The organism is Streptomyces sp. NBC_00996 (assembly GCF_045162675.1).
Classification (GTDB): Bacteria; Actinomycetota; Actinomycetes; order Streptomycetales; family Streptomycetaceae; genus Streptomyces.
Genome location: NZ_CP108723.1, coordinates 7,225,143 through 7,246,756 on the forward strand (window position 1 = coordinate 7,225,143; position 21,614 = coordinate 7,246,756).

The window sequence follows — 21,614 nt, forward strand, 5'->3', positions numbered from 1 at the left end:
GTCACGTCGACATGCGGCGAAAGTTCGTTCATATTTCTCCGCATGTCGCCTCGTCACGTCTCCGCCCGCGCCGCCATTGAGCTGGCGCTGATCGGCGTGACCGCTGATCGGCGTGACCGCGCTCTGCGTGGCCGACATTCACTGTCGCTGACGCACGCCCCTGGCGAGTGCGTCGCTTTCTCCCGTGCTGTCCGTGCGCCCCGTAGCGGCGCGCGCTCTTTCGGTCCGGTCGATCCTGGTCTCTCTCGGTCGGATGCCGACGCCTGACGCCTTGGGCGAGCTCTGCGCTCTTCCGTCTCACTCTGCGTCATCCGTCTCACCATCCGAGAGGTCGTCTTCCGATGCGTCATCCGTCCGTCATAGCGCGCCGCGTGGCCGCGGCATCCGTCAGCCTGGTCGTGGCAGCGGGCGCCGCCGCCTGCGGGCCGAAGGACAACGATGCCAAGAGCTCCGGTGGCGACGCCAAGCCGCAGAAGGGCGGCACGCTCACCGTCCTGAACGCGAACCCGCAGGAGGACTTCGACCCGGCGCGGCTCTACACCTCCGGCGGCGGCAACGTCCCCTCCCTCGTCTTCCGCACGCTCACCACACGCAACCGTGAGAGCGGTGCCGCCGGCGCCGAGGTCGTTCCCGACCTCGCCACGGACACCGGCCGCCCGAGCGAGAACGGGACCGTGTGGACGTACACCCTGAAGAAGGGGCTCAAGTACGAGGACGGCACGCCGATCACCTCCGCCGACATCTAGTACGGCATCGAGCGCTCCTTGGCCGCCGAACTCTCCGGTGGCGCCCCCTACTTGAGGGATTGGCTGATCGGCGGCGCCGACTATCAGGGCCCGTACGGGGACAAGAAGGGCCTCGACTCGATCGAGACGCCGGACGACCTGACCATCGTCTTTCACCTCAACAAGCCCGAGGGCGAGTTTCCCTACCTGGCCACGCAGACGCAGTTCACGCCCGTGCCGAAGGCCAAGGGCAACGGCACCAAGTACGAGGAGCACCCGATCTCGTCGGGTCCCTACAAGGTCGTCAAGAACGAGAACGACGGCGAGCGGCTGACCCTGGAGTGCAACACGTACTGGTCCGCGTCGACCGACGCCGAGCGCAAGGTCTACCCGGACAAGATCGACGTACGGTCGGGTCTGGACTCGTCCGTGATCAACCAGCGGCTGTCCGCGTCCCAGGGAGCGGACGCCACCGCTGTCACGACGGACACCAACCTCGGCCCCGCCGAGCTCGCCAAGGTGACGGGTGACAAGGAGCTCGCTTCGCGCGTCGGCACCGGACACTTCGGCTACACGAACTACATCGCCTTCAACCCGAAGGTGAAGCCCTTCAACAACCCCAAGGTGCGCCAGGCGATCTCGTACGCCCTCGACCGTACGTCGGTGATCAACGCGGCGGGCGGCTCGTCGCTCGCCGAGCCCGCGACGACGTACCTGCCGGACCAGAAGTCCTTCGGATACACGCCGTACGACCTCTTCCCGCGGGCAAGTCCGGCAACCCGGCCAAGGCCAAGGAGCTGCTGAAGGAGGCCGGTTACAAGCGGTTACAAGAACGGGCTCACCATCACGCTCACGCACTCCAGCGACAAGGACTTCGAGACCAGCCCGGAGATCGCGACCGCCATCCAGGACGCCCTGAAAAAGGCCGGGATCACGGTCAAGCTCCAGGGTCTGGAGATCAACGACTACAAGGACAAGATCCACAGCGTCAGGACCGAGCCGGGCTTCTTCCTCGCCCACTGGGGCGCCGACTGGCCCTCGGGCGGCCCCTTCCTGGCCCCGATCTTCGACGGCCGGCAGATCGTCAAGGCCGGCGCCAACTTCAACACCGGCTTCCTCAATGACAAGTCGGTCAATGACGAGATTGACGCGATCAACAAGTTGACGAATCTTGACGAGGCCGCCAAGCGCTGGGGTGCACTGGACAAGAAGATCGGCGAGCAGGCCCTGACCGTGCCGCTGTTCCACCCCGTCTACAAGCGGCTGTACGGCAGCGCCGTCAAGAACATCGTCATCAGCGACTGGACCGGTGTTCTGGACATCTCCCAGGTCGCGGTGAAGCAGCACCGTGAGCGAGGCACTTGTCGCCTCGCGGGCCCCCGGGACGGACACGTCCGTTCCGGTGGCCTCGGGGGCTCGTCAGTTCTGGCGGCGGCTGCGCGCGCAGCGTGCCGCCCTGGTCGCGGCGGGCATCATCGCGCTGCTCGTCCTGGTCGCGTTCGCCGCGCCGCTGCTCACGGTGATCGAGGGCCAGGACCCGACCACGTACCACCCTTTGTTGATCGACTCGGCGCGTGGCGGCGTGCCCGTCGGATCTCTCGGCGGCATCGGCGGCGACCACTGGCTCGGCGTCGAACCGCAGACCCGGCGCGATCTGTTCGTACGGCTCGTGTACGGCGCCCGGGTCTCCCTGGGTGTCGCACTGGGTGTCGCACTGGCGGCGACACCGGTGCAGGTCTTCATCGGTGTCGTGGTGGGCGTCGCGGCCGCGCTCGGGAACCGATGGGTTGATCAACTGTTGAGTCGCGCCACCGGCATCATCGTCACGATGCCACTGGTGATCATGTCGCTGGCGCTGCTGGCCATCGTTCCCAGCACTTTCCCGCGGCCCGTGCTGGTCGCTCTCGGCATCGGTCCGATCGCCTGGGGCAACATCGCGAAGATCGTGCGCGCCCAGACGCTCACCATCAAGGAGCTCGACTACGTCTCCGCCGCCCGGCTCAGCGGCTGGGGCGCCTGGCGGATCGCCCGCCGTGAGCTGCTGCCCGGCCTTGCCGCGCCCGTCATCACCCATCGCCATGGCCCTGGCCTGCGAACCCGACCTGCTGATCGCCGACGAGCCGACCACCGCCCTCGACGTGACCGTCCAGGCCCAGATCCTCGACCTCCTGCACACCTTGCGGGAGGAGACCGGGATGGGCCTGCTGCTGGTCACGCACGACGTCGGAGTCGCCGCCGAGAGCGTGGACGAGATCCTCGTCATGCGCCACGGCCGCACGGTCGAACACGGGCCGGTCGCAACGGTTCTCGGGGCGCCCCGGCAGACGTACACGCAGGAGCTTTTGGGGTCGGTGCCGCGAGTGGACGCGCGGCGTGAGTCGGGCGGTGGCGTGTCGGAGGGTGGCGTGTCGGAGGGTGGTGTTTCGGACGAGGCCGTCCTCGAAGCGGTGGACCTGCGACGCGAAGTCGGGCACGGGAACCGGCAGTTCGCGGCAGTCGACGACGTGACGCTCGCGATCCACCGGGGCGAGACCCTCGGCATCGTCGGTGAGAGCGGCAGCGGGAAGACGACGCTGGGCCGGATGCTCGTGGGGCTCCTGGAGCCCACGGCCGGCGCGGTTCGCTACGAGGGGCGCGCGCAGTCCGGCGTAAGCCCCTCCGTGCAGATGGTCTTCCAGGACCCAATCTCCTCGCTCAACCCCCGGCGCACCGTGGGCGAGTCCATCGCCGACCCGCTGCGGGCGCGCGGCGAACGGGACGAGGGGCGCATTCGGAGGCGGGTACGGGAACTCCTTGAGCGCGTGGGGCTCGAAGCGGCGCACTACGACCGCTACCCGCACGAGTTCAGCGGCGGACAGCGTCAGCGCGTCGGCATCGCGCGGGCGCTCGCCGCCGAACCCGCGCGTCATCGTGTGCGACGAGCCGGTCTCCGCGCTCGACGTCACCACTCAGGCCCAAGCGGTAGCCCTGCTCGGCGAGTTGCAGCGGGAGCTGGGGTTCGCGCTGGTGTTCGTGGCGCACGACCTCGCGGTCGTACGCCAGGTCAGCCACCGGGTGGCGGTGATGCGGCGCGGGTGAATCGTCGAGTACGGGCCCGCCGACGAGGTGTACGAATCCCCGCGGGACCCCTGCACCAAGCAGCTGCTGGCCGCCGTACCGGCTCTCGACCCGGAGGTCGCGGCACGGCGCCGCACAGCCCGAAGGGAGCTGACCGCGGCGTGAGCCACCCCCACGGTGTGAGCGGGGCCGACGGTGTGAGCGGGTCCGCGGGTCTCTGAGGAGGACGACCGGCGTTTGAACCTAACGAAACGTAACTGCTTGATCCCCTAGCGCGACGGAACGCGGCCCGCACGGGAAAGTTACGACCGTTCACCCCTTTTGGTGGCGCGATGGACAACCGTCCGTCGCGCCACCGTCATGTCCGCATACGTTCGTCCCGCTGCGAGCCGCCGGGTCAACGGCGGCTCCCCATACGGGAGATCGGGGGTGTAATCGTGCGCATCGGACTGTTAACGGAGGGTGGCTATCCGTATGTGAGCGGTGACGCCAGACTCTGGTGCGACCGGCTCGTGCGCGGGCTCGGGCAGCACGAATTCGACATCTACGCGCTCAGCCGCAGCGAGCGGCAGGAGGACGAGGGCTGGATCCAGCTGCCGCCCCAGGTCAGCCGGGTGCGGACGGCACCGCTGTGGACCGCCGAGGGCGACGGGGTGGTGTACGGGCGGCGGGCGCGCAGGCGGTTCGCCGACGCGTACGGGGAGCTGGCCGCGGCGATCTGCGAGGGTCCGGGGACTTCCGACGCCGACGTGAGGGCACCCGGCGGACCGGGGGTTTCGGGTCGTGCGGGAGCTCCTGGCGGCTCGGCGGCATCCGGCGGTGTTGAGGCGGACCGTTTCGGCAGTGCGCTGTACGGGCTCGCCGAACTAGCCCGGGACGAGGGCGGCCTGGTCGGAGCGCTGCGCTCCGAGGGAGCCGTGCGCGCGTTGGAGCGCGCCTGTCGCGCGCCCGGCGCACAACGCGCCGCCCGCACCGCGCGCGTACCCGATTTGCTCGCCGTCGCCTCCCATGTCGAGCGCGCGCTGCGCCCCCTCTCGCTGGACTGGTACGAGGACGACGGGCTCGACTCGGTCGACCTGTGCCACGCCGCGGCCGGCGGCGCGGCGGCGCTGCCCGGCCTTCTCGCCCGGCACTTCTCCGGCGTACCACTGGTGGTCACGGAGTACGGGGTGCAGTTGCGGGCGCACTACCTGGCCGCCGCCACAGTCGGGGAGGTCCCCGCCGTGCGGGCGCTGCTCGCCGCGTTCCACGGCAGGCTCGCCGCCGAGGTCTACCGAGCGGCCGCGCTCATCACACCCGGCAACACGCACGCCCGTCGCTGGCAGGAGCGCTGCGGCGCCGACCGCGCCAAACTGCGCATCGTCTATCCCGGCATGGAGGCGTCCCGCTTCGCGGAGGTGGGGGAGAGCGCGGAGGGCAGCAGGTGCGCGGACCCGGACACGCTGGTGTGGGTCGGCCGCATCGAACCGGCCAAGGACCTGATCTCGCTGCTGCACTCCTTCGCGGAGATCCGCAAGGAGGAACCGAAGACCCGGCTGCGGATCGTCGGCGCGCCCGCCGACGGGCCGGAGGGCGCGACCTATCTGGCTCACTGCAAGGCGCTGGCCGCTCAACTCTTCCCCGACGAGGCGGAGGGCGTGCACGCGGTCGGCGACAACCCGGTGTCCTTCGAGGAGATCGGCGGCCCGGAGGTCCCGAGCCTCGCGGAGGCGTACGCCTCCGGAGCGGTGATCGTCCTGTCCAGCGTGGTCGAGGGTTTTCCGATCAGCCTCGTCGAGGCCATGTTCTGCGGCCGCGCCACGGTCTCCACGGACGTGGGCGCCGTCGTCGAAGTCATCGGCGGTACGGGTCTTGTCGTACCGCCACGCAATCCGCGGGCGCTCGCCGAGGCGTGCGTGGCGCTGCTGCGCGACCCGGAGCGCCGTGAGCGCCTGGGTGCGGCTGCCCGCGCACGCGCCCTCGAACTCTTCACGGTCGAGCAGAACATCGCGGCATTTCACAGCATTTACCTGGAGATCGTCTCGCACTCCCCGGTACGCCGGGAGGTCGTGGACGACGGGGGTGAGCCGCTGCCCTTCGGAGTGCCGGCCGAGGCCCACATCCCGGGCCGCTGGACCGAGACCCGCCTCATGACCGCGGGCCGACCGCGCTGGGCGGCCGGGGCGCCGGTGCGGGCCACGGTTCCCCAGGTCGCGGGGGAGGGCGCGTGATGAGCGAACTCGGAGCACTGGACCACCCAGGGAGGCCGAACAGCCCCGGCGCCTGGGACGCGCGATCGCAGGAGTGGCTTGTGACGGGGGTCGGGGAGATGGACGCAGCGGCGGAAGGGATGTTCGAGGGGGCCGGCATCGCAGGCCGGGCCGGGGCCCCGTCCCGAGAGGCGAGCGACGATGTGGAGGCTGTGCATGCCGGCGCGGGTGGCGCGGGTGGTCGACACGCCGGTGCGGGTAGCTCGGGCGATACGGGCGATGCAGGTGGAGCTGGTGGTGCGGGCCGCACTGGTGATGGCGCCCGCAAGCCCACCGCCTCCACCGGCTTTCCCGCCCCCACTACCTCTCCCTCCTCCTCTCCGGCCTCCCCGGGGCGTCGTGGTGCCGTGGACCCCGTGAAAGCCCTGATGCATCGACACCGTGAGCTCTGCGAGCGGGCCGTGGACCCGTTGGAGATCGCGGCGGGCCTGGAGGCGCACGGGGTGACCGACAGGACCGCCGCGCGCTTCCGGCACCGGGACGTGTTCTCGCTCGCCGAGGAGATGTACGCGCGCGTGGCACGCGACGGGGAGCCCGCGCCCCGCCCGGACACCCCGGAGCTCCCCGGCGCGCGCGCCGACTGGGCGGTGCTCGCTCTGGTGCCGGGCGCCCTCTGCGTGGCAGTCGAGGTGGGGCTGCGGATCACCGACGGCCGACCGCGCCTCGCGGTCGCAGCGGTCGGTGCCCTGGCCGTGGCGTTCGGCCTCCGGGGCGCCCTCCGTCGCGGCCCCCTGAGCTCCGGCCACCGCACAACGGGTGCCACGCGCGCGTGGACGTGCTGGCTCATGGCATACGCCCTCCTCGGTGACGGACTGCTGAGCGCCGGCCTCGACGGCGGCCCCGACGGCCCCTGGCCCCTGGCCACCGCACCGGTACTGGCCCTCGCACTGGCCTGTGCCCCGGCAGCCTGGTGCGCCCATCTCTTCGCCGTACGCGCGAGCCGACGACTGACCGCGAGCCGCGGCCTCGAGGAGTTCGCCGCCTCCGTACAGCCCCTGCTCCTCGGGGTGTTCGGCCTGTTCCTGTGCGCCCTCGTCGGGCTGCTCGCGCTGTGCGGCGCCGCGCTGGGCGAGCCCGCGGCGTACGCCGGAGCCGGTGCCCTCGGCGCACTGCTCCTGCTCGCCCGGCTGCTCACAGCGCGAGGCTTCACGCACGCCCCGGCGGTCGTGCTCGCCGTAGCGGGCGCGGCCGAGGCGACGGCCCTGGCCACGGTCTTCGCGGGCCGCCTCCCCGGCTGCTCATTCCTGGTCACCCCCGTCGACACCGTCGTCGGCGCCTGGGGGCCGGGCGCCGTACCGGCCCTGGTGTGCGGCGCGGCAGCGCTCGTCCTCCTCATCCACTCGACGCGCACCCTGACCCGGGCCTCGGCCCACGCGACGCGGCCGGGCGAGCCGCTGTGACGGGCCACCGGAGCGCAGGCACGCGCCTTGTTGCCGCGGACGCAAGCCCCACGCACCCGCAGTCATCGAACCGGCGGAGGGGGCCGTGCGGGCACATCGAGTGCCCGTTGCTCACCTCAGCCGAGTTGAGCGGGGCAGAAGCGCCCGCCCCACAACGGGCGGATGTACCGGCACGACCCCGCCCCACTCCCGCCCGCACGCACCCTGCGAGGGCGGCGAGGACGCACGATGCCCCAGCCGACCGCATGGCGTCCCACCACGGCCGGGGGAACGCCGGGCGGCCGCAATCACAAGCTCGCAGGCGGCCCACCACGGAGGCGCCCGCACCCCTCTCCCGCGGGGCCGACACCGCGGGCCCTCTCCCCGACCTACGGCAACACCTCGAAGGAGAACGCCAGATGATCACCTCCCGAACCGGAGAATCCGCCCCGGGAGCCGCCCGATGAGGGTCCTGCTGATCGGAGCCAACGGATATCTGGGCCGATTCGTCGCCGACAGACTGCTCGCCGACCCGGCCGTACAGCTCACCGCGCTCGGCCGGGGCGACGACGCCGACGTACGGTTCGACCTCGCCTCGGGCAGCCCTGGCGCACTCACCCGCTTCCTGGACGCGGTGCACCCCGGAGTCGTCATCAACTGTGCGGGCGCCACCCGCGGCGGCGCCCGCGACCTGACCCGGCACAACACCGTCGCCGTCGCCACCGTCTGCGAGGCCCTGCGCCGCAGCGGCTGCGGGGCACGGCTCGTCCAGATCGGCTGCGGCGCAGAGTACGGGCCCAGCCAGCCCGGCTCCTCCACCGCCGAGGACGCCGTACCGCGCCCGGGCGGCCCCTATGGCGTGAGCAAGCTCGCCGCCACCGAACTGGTCCTCGGCTCCGGCCTGGACGCCGTCGTGCTCCGCGTCTTCTCACCCGCGGGTCCCGGCACCCCCGCCGGATCCCCGCTCGGCCGCCTCGCCGAGGCCCTGCGCCGCGCCATGCAGTCGGGCGACGGCGAACTCAAGCTCGGCGGCCTCGGCGTCCAGCGCGACTTCATTGACGTACGCGACGTCGCCCGCGCCGTGCATGCCGCCTCGCTCTCCGCCGCACAAGGCGTGATCAACATCGGCTCGGGCCGTGCCGTACGTCTCCGCGACGCCGCTGCCGTCCTCGCCCGCGTGGCCGGCTACGGCGGGGCCCTGCACGAACTCGACGGGCCTCCCGGACCCATGAGGCCATCCATCGGCCACCCCCGCACCGAACCAGACCACGCGGCCCCGGTCGCGTACCCCTATCCGGACGGCTGTGGCAGCTGGCAGCAGGCCGACGTGCGCACTGCGCGCGACCGGCTCGGCTGGCGGCCCCGGATCAACCTCGAGGAATCCCTCGCCGACATCTGGATGGAGGCGGCATGCCGTATCTGACCAGCACCGCAGCAGGCACCGCGAGCACCGACTTAGGCCTCGGTTTCGGCATTCCCGGCTACGCGCACCCCCTCGTCGCTCCCGTGGAGTGGGGCGAACTCGCCCGCCCCGGCACCCCCTTGCACTGGGTCGTCCTGAACGTGGCGGGCGGCCCCGGAACGCGCCCCGACCCGCACTGCCTGGAGGCCGCCGGACGGCTGCGCAACGCGGGGGTGCGGATCCTCGGGCACCTGGACACCACCTACGGCGCACGCAGCTTCGGCGAGCTGATCTCCGACGCCCACCGGTATCTCGACTGGTACCGGGCCGACGGCTTCCTCCTGGGCCGATGCCCCACCGAGCGGGCCGCGCTCCCCGAGGTCCGCCGCACGATCACCACGCTCCGTGCGCTCCGTGACGGCGCGCACATCGTGCTGGGCCACGGCGGTCACCCCTACCCCGGGTATGCGGAGAACGCCGACCAGTTGGTGACCTTCTCCGGCCCCTGGAGCGACTACCGCTGGTCGCAGGTCGCCGAGTGGACCGCCGACTATCCGCCCGGGCGCTTCTGCCACTTTGTCCACGGTGTGCCGCGCGGCCACCTGGACGAGGCGCTGCGCATCGCCCGCTGGCAGGGCGCCTCGACGATTTACTTCACCGACCGCACGGACCACGGCGGTCGAGTCGACCCCTGGGAGACGATGCCCGGCTACTGGGACGAAATCGTCTCGCGGATCGGAACGGGTGTCTCGGAATGAAGAAGGGCGTGGCAGTGTTACGGGGAGAACAACTGTAGTGATTGACCGACCAACGGAGCCCCCGTGTCGCTGCCACCCCTGGTCGAGCCAGCTCCTGAGCTCACCGTAGACGAGGTCCGCAGGTACTCCCGCCACCTGATCATCCCCGACGTGGGCATGGACGGGCAGAAGCGGCTGAAGAACGCCAAGGTGCTCTGTGTGGGCGCCGGCGGCCTCGGATCGCCGGCGCTGATGTACCTGGCCGCCGCTGGCGTGGGCACGCTCGGCATCGTGGAGTTCGACGAGGTCGACGAGTCGAACCTGCAGCGCCAGATCATCCACAGCCAGGCGGACATCGGCCGCTCCAAGGCCGAGTCGGCCCGCGATTCCGTGCTGGGCATCAACCCGTACGTGAACGTGATCCTTCACCAAGAGCGGCTCGAAGCCGAGAACGTGATGGACATCTTCAGCCAGTACGACCTGATCGTCGACGGCACGGACAACTTCGCGACCCGCTACCTGGTCAACGACGCGTGCGTGCTCCTGAACAAGCCCTACGTGTGGGGCTCGATCTACCGCTTCGACGGTCAGGCCTCGGTCTTCTGGTCCGAGTACGGTCCCTGCTACCGCTGCCTCTACCCGGAGCCCCCGCCGCCGGGCATGGTTCCCTCCTGCGCCGAGGGCGGCGTGCTGGGCGTGCTGTGCGCGTCCATCGGCTCCATCCAGGTCACCGAGGCGATCAAGGTCCTCACCGGGACGGGCGAGCCGCTCGTCGGCCGTCTGATGATCTACGACGCCCTGGAGATGCAGTACCGCCAGGTGAAGGTCCGCAAGGACCCGAACTGCGCGGTCTGCGGCGAGAACCCCACCGTCACCGAGCTCATCGACTACGAGGCCTTCTGCGGTGTCGTGTCCGAGGAGGCTCAGGAGGCGGCCGCCGGCTCGACGATCACTCCCAAGCAGCTCAAGGAGTGGATCGACGACGGTGAGAACATCGAGATCATCGACGTCCGCGAGATCAACGAGTACGAGATCGTCTCGATCCCCGGCGCCAGGTTGATCCCGAAGAACGAGTTCCTCATGGGCACCGCCCTGGAGACCCTGCCGCAGGACAAGAAGATCGTCCTGCACTGCAAGACGGGTGTCCGCAGTGCGGAGGTCCTCGCCGTCCTGAAGTCCGCGGGCTTCTCGGACGCGGTCCACGTCGGCGGCGGCGTGATCGGCTGGGTCAACCAGATCGAGCCGGAGAAGCCGGTGTACTAGGCGTACACCTTCTTCGGAGGAGGGGCTCGGCACTGCAGGTGCCGGGCCCTTTTCCGCTGCCCGCGGGGCCATGAGCGCCATGCCCCGTCGTGCGACGCGCGGCGCTGCCCGCACGACGCCCCGCGCCGTTGTGCGCGGGGCGATCCGGGTGGCTCCGGGCAGGTGCCGCCGACCGGCAGGGACTGCTACGACGCGCAGACCTTGCCGTCCTTCGGCACCGTCCCCTTCAGCAGATAGCTGTTCACGGTCGAGTCGACGCAGTCGCTGCCGCTCCCGTACGCCCCATGGCCCTCGCCCTTCCAGGTGAGCTCGACTCCGACGCCCTTGCCCAGCTCGTCGGCCATCCTGCGGGCGCCCTCGTACGGCGTCGCCGGATCCCCGGTGTTGCCGACGACCAGGATGGGCTCGGCTCCCGGCGCGCTGACCTCCGGGTTGTCGTACTGACCGGCCACCGGCCAGTCGTGGCACCAACCCGCCGTGTCCCAGCCCATGAAGTCCCCGAAGACGGGCGAGATCTTCTCGAACTCGGGAAGCAGCTTCTTCGTCTCCTCGGGTGTCGGCCGCTGCTTGTCGTCCAAGCACGATATGACCCGTTGCGCATGCGTCGTCGTGCCGTAGTGCCCCGTGGAGTCACGGTCGTTGTAACCGTCGGCGAATTCCAGCAGCTGCGAACCGTCCCCGTCCTCTGCGTCCTTGAGGGCGCTGGTCAGGCGTGGCCAGCCCTCCTTGCTGTACAGCGGCAGGACGATGCCGGTGAGCGCGAGAGTCTGAGTGAGTTTGCGGCCACTGGATGTCGGCAGCGGCTTGGCATCGATCCGGTTCAGCAGGTCCACGATCTTCTGGGAACCCTGCTTCGGGTCCTGGCCCGTGGACTTGAGGTAGTCGTCCAGTGCGCGCTGGAAGCCCAGGGTCTGGTTCTTGGCGTGGCCCACCGTGTCGGCACTCGGGTCGACGACGGCGTCCAGGATGAGACGGCCCACGTTCTTGGGGAACAAGTGGGCGTACACCCCGCCGAGTTCGGTGCCGTAGGAGATGCCGAAGTAGTGCATCTTCTGGTCGCCGAGAACTTGGCGCATCAGGTCCATGTCGCGGGCCGTGTCTGTCGTCGAGACGTGTGACAGCAGCTTTCCCGCGGCCTTCTCGCAGCCCTTGCCGAAGTCGGCGGCGTCGTTGAAGTACGCCGCTTCCTCGGTCGCGTCGTCCGGTGTGGCATCCACCGACTCGGCTGCCTGGATCGCCTTGTCGCCGCGGCAGCGCACACCCTCGCTGGCGGCGACGCCGCGCGGGTCCCAGCTCACCAGGTCGTACCGCTCGTGGAGCGGACCCGCGACGCTTTCGTACGCGGGCATCGTGGAGACGCCCGAGCCGCCGGGGCCGCCGAAATTGAAGAGCAGGGAGCCGATTCGCTTGCTCTGGCCGCCGGTGGCGTTCGAACGGATCAGCGCGAGGCCGATCGTCCCGCCGTCCGGTTTCGCGTAGTCCAGGGGCACCTTCAGCGTGGCGCACTGCCAGCCGCTGCCCGGTGCGGGGGAGTTCGAACTTCCCTTGCAGCGGCCCCAGTCGAGCTTCTGCGAGGTGAGCGAGGCGGGCAGACCCGAGGCCGTACCCGAAGAAGGCGCGGCGGCCGACGGCGTATCGCTGTTCTTCCCCTCGTCCGTGCCATCCCCCGACGAGCCGCTGCCGCAGCCGGCCACCAGCAATGCGGCGGCCGCCGCGGCTGTCCACCGTGCCAAACGTGTCATGAGCTTCCCCCTCGCCCGTGATCCGCTCGAAGTCGCGGATCACATGCAAGCCATATTAGGCGTCGGCGGTCAGCCGCCGCCGAGCCCTGTGGATAACGCTTTGACCTGCATCTTTCTATAGGCAGACGGTCCCGGCCGGCGGTACGGTCCCCTCCAGCAGGTAGCCGTTCACTGCGCCTTGCACGCACTTGTTCTTGCTGTCGTACGCCCCGTGCCCCTGGCCCTTGTACGTCAGCTCGACGCCGACTCCCTTGCCCAGCGCGTCCACCATCTTCTTCGCACCCTCGTACGGTGTGGCCGGGTCGCCGGTGTTGCCGACGACGAGGATCGGCGCCGCACCGGCGGCGCTGACGTTCGGGTGGTCGGCCGCGCCCGCCACGGCCCAGTCGGTGCAGCTGAGCATGCCCCAGGCCAGATAGTCGCCGAACAGCGGCGAGGCGGCCCGGAACTCCGGAAGCTTCGACTCCACGAAGCTCGAGGTGTAACGCGGCTTGTCGTCGGCGCAGTTGATGGAGATGTTCGCCGGGACGATGTTGCTGTACTGGCCGTTCTCGCTGCGGCCGTTCATCGAGTCGGACAGCAGCATCAACACCTTGCCGTCGCCGCCGTACGCCTGCTCAAGGCCCTCCGTCAGGTACTCCCAGAAGTCCTTGGAGTACAGCGCCTGAGCGATGCCGTTCGTCGCCGCGGTCTGGGTGAGCTGGCGGGGGAAGACACCGGGGATCGGCTTGCTGTCGAGGTCCTTCAGCAGTTTGGCGATGCGGTCCTTGACGTCCTGCGGGGTGTCGCCGATCGGGCAGTCCTCGGTCTTCGAGGTGCAGTCCTCGGCGAAGTTGTTCAGGGCGAGCTGGAAGCCCTGGGCCTGACCCAGCGAGCCCTGCTCGGGGTTCTGCGTCGGGTCGACGACTGCGTCGAAGACGGCGCGTCCCACCTTCTTGGGGAACAAGTGGGCGTAGACGCCGCCCAGTTCGGTGCCGTACGAGATACCGAAGTAGTACAGCTTGGGGTCGCCGAGCACCTGCCGCATCAGGTCCATGTCGCGGGCCGCGTCGGTCGTGCGTACGTGGGGGAGCGTCTTGCCGGAGTTGTTCTCGCAGGCCGCGTTGAACGTCTTGGTGTTCTGCAGGAGCTTCTGCTGCTCGGCGGTGTCGTCCGGGGTGGCGTCCTGCTGGAAGAACTCGTCGAGCTGGCTGTCGTCCTCGCACTTCACGCCTGCGCTGCGGCCGACCCCCCGCGGGTCGAAGCTCACCAGGTCGTAGCGGGTGCGCAGCTTGGCGTAGTCCTCGCCGAAGGCGGGCAGTGTGGTGACGCCCGAGCCGCCCGGCCCGCCGAAGTTGAAGATCAGCGAGCCGATGCGCTTGCTGGGGTCGCCGCTCGTCTTCGCCCGGATCAGCGCGAGCCCGATCGTGCTGCCCTTGGGCTTGGCCCAGTCCAGAGGCGCTTTCAGGGTGGCGCACTGCCACTCCGTACCGCCCGGCAGGGGTGAGGGAGCGTTGCCTCCGCCCTCGGACTCGGACGGTGCCGGGCACTCCTTCCAGTTCAACTTCTGAGCCGTCAGATCCTCCTCCTTGGAGCTGCCGTCGCTGCAACCCGCCATCAAGGTGAACAGCACGACGGCGGTGACGGTCAGGGCAGCGGCGCGCAGCTGGGGAGGGTTCGGCATGTTCCCATCCTGCGGGCGTGCGGGGCGGGACGCTCGGGGCACGAGCCGTGTGGGTGAGGGCCCGCCGTGGAGCCGTACAGGATGGCCAGTGGGTCCGTCGGGATGGCCAGTGGACGCGGACGACGGCCCGTGGACTCGTGCGAATGGCTCCGTGCGCGGCCTAAAGCGCGCCCTTACGTGTCAGGTGGTTGAAGAACAGCCATCCCGGCAGCACCGGAAGCCACAGAGTCAGCAGCCGGTAAAGGAGCACCGCGGGCGCCGCGACCTCCTTGGGAAGGCCGACGGCGATCAGACCGAGCGTGAGGCTGGCCTCGACTGCGCCCACGCCGCCGGGGGTCGGCGCCGCCGAGCCCAGCGCATTGCCGGCGAGGAAGACGACGGCGACGCTGGCGAGGCTGAGTGTGGTGGTCTCCTCGTGGCCGAACGCTCGGATCGAGGCGTCCAGGCACATCACGAAGCAGGCGGTGAGCAGCAACATGCCACCGATGCCGGTGACCAGTTTCTGCGGCCGCTGGAGCACATCGAGCATGCGCGGTACGACGCCCGCGAACAGCGACCTCACGCGCGTGACGATGAATTTGCGCAGGAAGGGCACCGACGTCACCACGAGAACCAGCACTGCGACCGTCAGCAGACCCGCGATGACCGTGCGGGACGGCGACAAGGACGGCGTCTTCTCGGTGCCGGTCAGATAGCCGAAGGACAGGAGCATCAGGATGTGGCAGCCGAGCCCGAACAGCTGCGACGCGCCGACGCTCGCCACCGCGAGCCCCGGCCGCACCCCGGCGCGCTGCAGGAAGCGCGTGTTCAGGGCGACGCCGCCGACCGCCGCGGGGGCCACGATCTTCACGAACGAGCCGGCGACCTGCGCCGCGACGGTCCGCAGGAACGGCACCCGCTCGGGCACGAAGCCGAGCAGGCTCATCGCCGCCGCTAGGTAGCTGACCGCCGAGAACAGCACCGCCGCGGCGACCCAGCCCCACTCGGCGCTGTCGAACAGGGTCCCGAACTCGATATGGGTGAGCTGCGTCAGCAGGAAGTACGCGCCGATCGCGCCGGCGATGAAACTGATCAGGGTGCGCGGCCGGACGCGCTCCAGGCGGGCCGGTTCGACCGGCGCCTGCGGCCTGATCAGCAGTACCTGGTGGCGGATCTGGGTGAGCAGATCCTCCTCGCGCGCCTCGTCCAGAGCCTCGTCGATCGCCCGCTTCTCGGCCCGCTGTTCGGCGCGTACGGCCTTCTTGCCAGGCTTTTCCAGTGCGACCGCGGTGTCTTCCTCGGCTTCCTCGGCTCGAGCGAGCTTGTCCTGCCGGGAAGCCTCCAGCACGGCGTCCCGCTCGCGCTGTGCGCGCTCCCGGGCCAGTTTGCGCAGCGTCGCGCGCGTGGAGCGCGAGAGCGCGATCGGCTGCAGCATCGGCAGGCAGTCGGCGACCGCGTCCGGGCCGAGTACGCCCACCGCCGACGCCACCGCGCGCTCCGCACCCACGCGCAGTCCGAGCGTGGTGACCAGCTGGGCGACGTCCATGCGCAGCAGCAGGTCCCCGGCCGCGATCTCGCCGCCGCGCATCTCGGTGAGGACCACCGTGCCGGAACGATCCACCAAAATGGCGTCGCCCGCGAGTCTGCGGTGTGCGATGCGCCGGGACTGCAGTGCCTGCACCTGATGCCAGGTGTCGCGCAGCAGATCGTCGGTGATGAACTCGTCGGGCAGCGAGTCGAGCGTGCGGCCACCGGTGTGCTCGTAGACGAGCATCACGGCGTCCGGACCGAGTTCGGAGGTCGCGATCAGCTTGGGCGCGTTCGCCCCGGCCGCGATGGCCGCGTAGGCGAGGAGGGCCTCCTGCTCCAGGGCCTGACGCAGCGACTGGAGGCTGCGGCGCGTGGTGATGCCGCGCAGCGTCAGCCGGCGCCACACACGGTAGAAGAAGCCCTGCGCCTGCTGTTCACGGTCGACCACCGTGACGTCCAGCGGCGGGCCGTCCTCCAGGGTGACGAAGTAGCGTCGGCCGCGGTCGCCGCTCTCCGTGGACTCCGGCGCCTCCTCGCGGGCCGCGCTCACCGGGTGGAAGCCCACATGCCGCAGGCCCGCCATCAGCGTCCGTCCGGTGGGTCGCACGTTCGGCGAGCCGACCGCGTACAGCGTCCCGTACGCGACGGTCCAGCCGATCAGCACCGTCAGGATGATCGAGAACGGCGTCGTGTAGCCGGTGACCAGCATGGAGAAGGCGTCCAGGAGCAGCACCACCCACAGAACCGCGCGCCAGCGCGGTCTGCGGGACATGCCGACGGCCGTCATGTACGCGATGACCGGCGCGAGATAGCCGTGCACGGGGTCGGTGAGGGCGTGGATGTCACCCGGCGAGGGCTGGGTGAGCGCCTCCTGGATGGAGTCCGGGGCGGCCTTCGCGACCCACAGGTCCGTGGCGAGTGTCACTCCGTGCGCCAGCACCGCGGCGAGGACACCGTCGGCGATACGCAGCCCGTCCCGCTTGATCAGCCGCTCGATGGCGAAGGCGACGGGCACCAGGAGGATCGCGATGCTGGACGCCAGACCCGCGATCTTGATCAGCAGATCGGGCGCCTGGCCCGTGCCCTTGTTGATGTCCTGTTCGAGCCCCGAGGTGGTGCCGTGCGCGAACGCGGCGATCGCGAGCAGCACGACGATCGCAAGGAAGCCGACCAGGAGCCGCATCAGGTCGGACGGACGGTGCACGCGCGCGGGGAGCAGCGGTTCGTCGCCCTCGACCTCGTCGGCCGGGGTTTCCTCGGGACAATCGGAACCCTGCTTGACCTGCTGCTTCTCGTTTTCGTACGTCTTAGGGGCGCGCTTTGTGGACGCCGTGGAGGCGGACTCGCTCGTCTTGGCGGTCATGGGCTCGGCCTTCGCCCCGCCCGCGTCTTTGTCGCCGACGCCGTCGGTGTCCGGGCGCGACGAGGCCTTGGAGGTGCCCTCCGCGTCTTCGGGGTGCACGCCCTGCTGCCTCATCGTCTCTTCTTGATCTCGTATCACCAGTCACCGCCCGCACGATGGTGGCATGCCTGACCGACACACGGGGGCATCAGGGTGCAAATGCGGGGGCGCACAGTCTGCCCCAAGTGTCGCCGCGGGGCGAGGGATGCACACAGTCGTGACCGCGTCACGTTGTCGGTGGGGTGGGGCAGGATGGGGCGGATGAGCGAGGAGAGTCTTCCGGTGGACGCCCTGCCGGAGTATGCGGAGCGGGTGCTTGAGGTCGCCGAGCTGATCCCGCCCGGACGCGTCATGACGTACGGCGACGTCGCCGAATGGCTGGAGGAGGGTGGGCCGCGCCAGGTGGGCCGTGTGATGGCCCTCTACGGAGGAGCGGTGCCCTGGTGGCGTGTCATACGCGCCGACGGCGTGCTGCTCCCGGGCCACGAACTGGAGGCGCTGGCCCACTACCGCGACGAGGGCACGCCTCTGAAGGAGGCGAGCAGGGCCTCCGAGGGGCATCTGCCGCGCGTCGACATGAGACGGGCGCGATGGGACGGCGGCGAGCGCGCGGAAGGTCACACCTGACAGCTTCCGGCATCGGACGTGCGGAAGGGGAACCTGTGGCCCGTACGAGGGAAATGAGGCACATCCGTGACATGCCGTACGTTCGTGGAGCGAGGGACGCACGTGGCCTGAGGGAAGAAGGGGAAGCCCTCCTTCCAGGAAGCCCACCGGCGTAGCGTCGTCGACGCGCATCCTCCTCACCCCGCGGCCACCGCCCTCCACACGCGGCAGTCCTCCCAGTCGTCGCCCGACCACCACCCCTCAACCACGGCGCTCCGCGCCGGCAGTGACAAACCGCACAACCACCAGGACCGGCGAACCACGTGAGCTCCTCTTCTTCCACCAGGCGCCTGACGCACCCCCAGGTGCGCCAGGGGGCCCGCGGCGCGTACCGACTGGTGCGTACCCCGTCGGCCCGGGTGGATCCCCCTCGTCTTGACGCAGGGCAGCGCGCGGTGGTTGACCACAGGAGCGGTCCGCTGCTCGTTCTCGCAGGTCCGGGCACTGGCAAGACGACCACGCTCGTCGAGTCCGTGGCCGCTCGGATCGCACGGGACGGCGACCCGGAGCGGGTCCTGGTGCTCACGTTCAGCAGGAAGGCTGCCGTCGAGCTGCGCGACCGCATGGCGCTGCGCATAGGGGCCGCCCGCGCGCCCCAGGCCACCACCTTCCACTCCTTCTGCTACGCCTTGGTCCGCGCCCACCAGGACAGCGATCTGTTCGTGGAGCCCCTGAGACTGCTGTCCGGTCCGGAGCAGGACGTGGCGGTGCGCGAGCTGCTCGCGGGCCAGCCCGACCTGGAGCGCCTCGGCCTCGCTCATGTGCGCTGGCCGGACGAGCTGCGCGCCTGTCTGACCACCCGCGGCTTCGCCGACGAGGTCCGCGCGGTGCTCGCCCGCAGTCGCGAACTGGGACTGAGCCCCGACGCCCTGGACGCCTTCGCCAGGCGCATCGGCCGCCCCGACTGGGGAGCGGCGGCCGCCTTCCTGGCCGAGTACCTCGACGTCCTGGACATGCAAGGAGTGCTCGACTACGCGGAGCTGGTCCACCGCGCGGTGCTCCTCGCCCGGCGTCCCGAGGTCGCCGAGCGCCTCGCCGCCCAGTACGACGCCGTCTACGTGGACGAGTACCAGGACACCGACCCCGCGCAGGTACGGCTGCTGCGAGCCCTCGCGGGCGTCGGGCGCACCCTCGTCGCCTTCGGCGATCCCGACCAGTCGATCTACGCCTTCCGGGGCGCCGATGTGAACGGCATCCTGGACTTCCCCGACGCCTTTCCGCGCGCGGACGGCCGCCCGGCGCCGGTCGAGGTCCTCCGGACGTCCCGCCGCTCGGGAGCCGCCCTGCTGTCCGCCACCCGCCTGCTCACCCAGCGCATGCCGCTGACCCGCCTTCCGGCGGAGAAGGTACGCGCCCACCGCGAGCTGTCTCCGGTACGGGACGGTGGCCGCGTCGAGGCCTACACGTATCCGACATCCGGCACGGAGCTCGACAACATCGCGGACATCCTGCGCCGCGCCCACCTGGAGGACGAGGTTCCCTGGGGAGATATGGCCGTCCTGGTGCGCGCGGGCTCCCGCACCATTCCCACAATCCGGCGGGCGCTCACCGCGGCGGGGGTGCCGCTCGACATCGACGGCGACGATCTGCCGCTGCGACACGAGCCCGCGGTCGCGCCGCTGCTGACGGCGTTGCGGGCGGTGGCACAAGCAGAGCAGGGTGAGCAAAAGGAGTCCGGGGAGGAAGCAGCCCCCGGGGAGGAAGCAGAGCCCAGGGAGGGAGCAGAGCCGGGTGAGGGCTCCGGCACCGAGCCCGCCGTATCGGTGGAGGTCGAGCCCGATGCATCGGTGGAGGCCGGGCCCGCTGTACTCGCGGAAAGCCCCGGTGCCCGTGCCGTGGACGAGCCCGAAGAGAGCGCCGACTCCGAAGCGTCCGCAGCGCCACCCTGGCTCGACACCGAAACCGCGCTGACCCTGCTCGCCTCGCCCCTCGCGAGCATGGACGCCGCCGACCTGCGGCGCCTGGGCCGCGCACTGCGCGAGGAGGAGCGCGCCGCAGGCAACCTCGTACCGCCGCCGTCCGACCTTTTGCTCGCCCGCGCGCTGGCCGAGCCGGAGCGGCTCGTCGCGCACGACCCGGCGTACGCCCGAGGGGCCCAGCGCCTCGGCGCGCTGCTGCGCAAGGCGCGGGAGCGCCTCGCGGGTGGCGGGACGGCCGAGGAGGCGCTCTGGGATCTGTGGGAGGGCACACCGTGGCCGCAGCGCCTGGAGCGGGCCGCCCGCCGTGGCGGCGCGGCCGGGCGCAACGCCGACCGGGATCTCGACGCCGTGTGCGCGCTGTTCGCGACCGCGGCGCGCGCGGAGGAGCGCACCGGGGGCCGGGGCGCCCTCAACTTCCTGGAGGAGATCGAGGCCGAGGACATTGCCGCCGACACGCTCACCCGCAGAGCCGTACGCCCCGACGCCGTACGCCTGATGACCGCGCACCGCTCCAAGGGCCTGGAGTGGCGCCTCGTCGTTGTCGCGGGCGTCCAGGAGGGCCTGTGGCCGGATCTTCGTCGCCGCGGCTCCCTGCTGGAGGCGGACCGCATCGGACGCGACGGGCTGGCCGAACCTCTTACGCCCGGAGCACTCCTCTCCGAAGAGCGCCGCTTGTTCTACGTGGCCGCCACGCGCGCGCGAGAACGCCTCGTCGTCACCGCGGTGAAGGCTCCTGCCGACGACGGCGACCAGCCCTCCCGTTTCCTCACCGAACTCGGCGTCGAACCCAAGGACGTGACCGGCCGTCCGCGCCGCCCGCTGTCCGTCGCCGCGCTGGTCGCCGAGCTGCGCGCCACGACCGTCGACCCGCGCGTCTCGGACACCCTCAGGCAGGCCGCGGCACAGCGCCTCGCCCGGCTCGCCGCGCTCGCCGACGAGGACGGTCGGCCCCTGGTCCCGTCCGCGCACCCCTACCGCTGGTGGGGCATGTACGAGCCGACCGAGAGCAAGGTCCCGCTGCGCAATCGCGACCAGCCGGTCGTGCTCTCCGGAAGCGCCCTCGACCAGCTCGCCAACACCTGTGCCCTGCAGTGGTTCCTGGGCCGCGAGGTGAAGGCCGACGCGCCGGCCACGGCCGCCCAGGGATTCGGCAATGTGGTGCACGTCCTGGCCGACGAGGTCGCGTCCGGACGCACCCCCGCCGACCTCGCCGTCCTCATGGAGCGCCTCGACTCCGTGTGGAACGCCCTCGCCTTCGACGCCCCCTGGAAGTCGTTGCAGGAGAAGGAGCACGCGCGCGTGGCGCTCGAGCGCTTCCTGAAGTGGCACGTCATGGATCGCACGGGCCGTACGCCGGTGGCCAGCGAGCACGACTTCGACGTGACCCTCGAAGCGGGGTCATACGAAGTACGCATCCGCGGCTCCATGGACCGTGTCGAGGCGGACACCGAAGGCCGCGCCTACGTGGTCGACTTCAAGACCGGCAAGCAGGCGCCGAGCGCCGCCGAGGTGGCGCACCACCCGCAGCTCGCCGTCTACCAGCTTGCTGTCGGCGAGGGCGCGGTCGACGACGCCTTCGACGGCGTACGCCCTGAACCGGGCGGCGCCGAACTCGTCCAGCTGCGCCAGGGCGCCGCCAAGAAGAACGGCGGCGAGACCCTCCCCAAGGTGCAGGCCCAGGAGCCCCTGGAGGGCGAGTGGGTGGGCGATCTCCTGGCCACGGCCGCCGGCAAGGTCCTCGACGAACGGTTCTCGCCGACTGCGGGACAACACTGCACACACTGCGCTTTTCGGGCGTCGTGCAGTGCTCGACCGGAGGGGCGGCACGTGGTCGACTGAGGTGCCCGCGGGACCTCTCGTGGTCGAGTGATGTACGGCACCACGTGTGCTGACCAGCGGTT

Annotated in this window: 11 protein-coding genes and 3 pseudogenes; 11 read left to right on the forward strand and 3 right to left on the reverse strand. The window is 70.6% G+C overall.

What is annotated here, in order from left to right; all coding sequences use genetic code 11:
* Positions 1-103 precede the first annotated feature (103 nt).
* From OG390_RS33995 to moeZ, 9 genes and pseudogenes are all read left to right on the forward strand, one after another.
* Positions 104-151: an Ms4533A family Cys-rich leader peptide gene (locus OG390_RS33995; RefSeq protein ID WP_406178012.1), complete on the forward strand. Its 48-nt coding sequence runs from the start codon at positions 104-106 to the stop codon at positions 149-151.
* Between the two features lie 190 nt (positions 152-341).
* Positions 342-1,790: pseudogene (locus OG390_RS34000) on the forward strand (ABC transporter substrate-binding protein); the annotation flags it as partial.
* 283 nt (positions 1,791-2,073) lie between these two features.
* Positions 2,074-2,799, forward strand: a pseudogene (locus OG390_RS34005) (ABC transporter permease); the annotation flags it as partial.
* Positions 2,783-3,947, forward strand: a pseudogene (locus tag OG390_RS34010) (ATP-binding cassette domain-containing protein); the annotation flags it as partial. The pseudogenes OG390_RS34005 and OG390_RS34010, both read left to right, overlap by 17 nt.
* A gap of 272 nt (positions 3,948-4,219) precedes the next feature.
* The gene (locus OG390_RS34015) at positions 4,220-5,992 is read left to right on the forward strand and encodes a DUF3492 domain-containing protein (protein ID WP_406173172.1); all 1,773 of its coding nucleotides are present in this window, start codon (positions 4,220-4,222) and stop codon (positions 5,990-5,992) included.
* Positions 5,992-7,431, forward strand: coding sequence for a hypothetical protein (locus tag OG390_RS34020; protein WP_406173173.1), 1,440 nt, complete (start codon positions 5,992-5,994; stop codon positions 7,429-7,431). Before OG390_RS34015 ends, OG390_RS34020 begins: the two co-directional genes overlap by 1 nt.
* Positions 7,432-7,873: 442 nt before the next feature.
* On the forward strand, positions 7,874-8,833 hold the full coding sequence (locus OG390_RS34025; protein WP_399087418.1) for an NAD-dependent epimerase/dehydratase family protein: 960 nt from the start codon (positions 7,874-7,876) through the stop codon (positions 8,831-8,833).
* The gene (locus OG390_RS34030; protein ID WP_406173174.1) at positions 8,821-9,570 is read left to right on the forward strand and encodes a spherulation-specific family 4 protein; all 750 of its coding nucleotides are present in this window, start codon (positions 8,821-8,823) and stop codon (positions 9,568-9,570) included. Before OG390_RS34025 ends, OG390_RS34030 begins: the two co-directional genes overlap by 13 nt.
* Positions 9,571-9,633: 63 nt before the next feature.
* Positions 9,634-10,812 carry an adenylyltransferase/sulfurtransferase MoeZ gene (moeZ, locus tag OG390_RS34035; protein ID WP_406173175.1) on the forward strand — a complete coding sequence of 393 codons (1,179 nt, stop codon included), beginning with the start codon at positions 9,634-9,636 and terminating at the stop codon, positions 10,810-10,812.
* A 185-nt stretch (positions 10,813-10,997) separates the two neighbouring features.
* Here the strand turns inward: moeZ and OG390_RS34040 are convergent, their stop codons facing one another.
* The 3 genes from OG390_RS34040 to OG390_RS34050 form a co-directional block, all read right to left on the reverse strand.
* Positions 10,998-12,554, reverse strand: a complete 1,557-nt coding sequence (locus tag OG390_RS34040) for an alpha/beta hydrolase (RefSeq protein WP_406173176.1) — start codon at positions 12,552-12,554, stop codon at positions 10,998-11,000.
* Positions 12,555-12,669: 115 nt separating this feature from the next.
* Positions 12,670-14,217 carry an alpha/beta hydrolase gene (locus tag OG390_RS34045; RefSeq protein WP_406173177.1) on the reverse strand — a complete coding sequence of 516 codons (1,548 nt, stop codon included), beginning with the start codon at positions 14,215-14,217 and terminating at the stop codon, positions 12,670-12,672.
* 160 nt (positions 14,218-14,377) lie between these two features.
* Complete coding sequence (locus OG390_RS34050) at positions 14,378-17,203, reverse strand: lysylphosphatidylglycerol synthase domain-containing protein (protein ID WP_406173178.1); 2,826 nt, start codon at positions 17,201-17,203, stop codon at positions 14,378-14,380.
* Positions 17,204-17,389: 186 nt separating this feature from the next.
* Between OG390_RS34050 and OG390_RS34055 the strand changes: the two genes are divergently transcribed.
* On the forward strand, positions 17,390-17,755 hold the full coding sequence (locus tag OG390_RS34055) for an MGMT family protein (protein WP_399087430.1): 366 nt from the start codon (positions 17,390-17,392) through the stop codon (positions 17,753-17,755).
* 302 nt (positions 17,756-18,057) lie between these two features.
* On the forward strand, positions 18,058-21,552 hold the full coding sequence (locus tag OG390_RS34060; RefSeq protein WP_406173179.1) for an ATP-dependent helicase: 3,495 nt from the start codon (positions 18,058-18,060) through the stop codon (positions 21,550-21,552).
* Positions 21,553-21,614 lie beyond the last annotated feature (62 nt).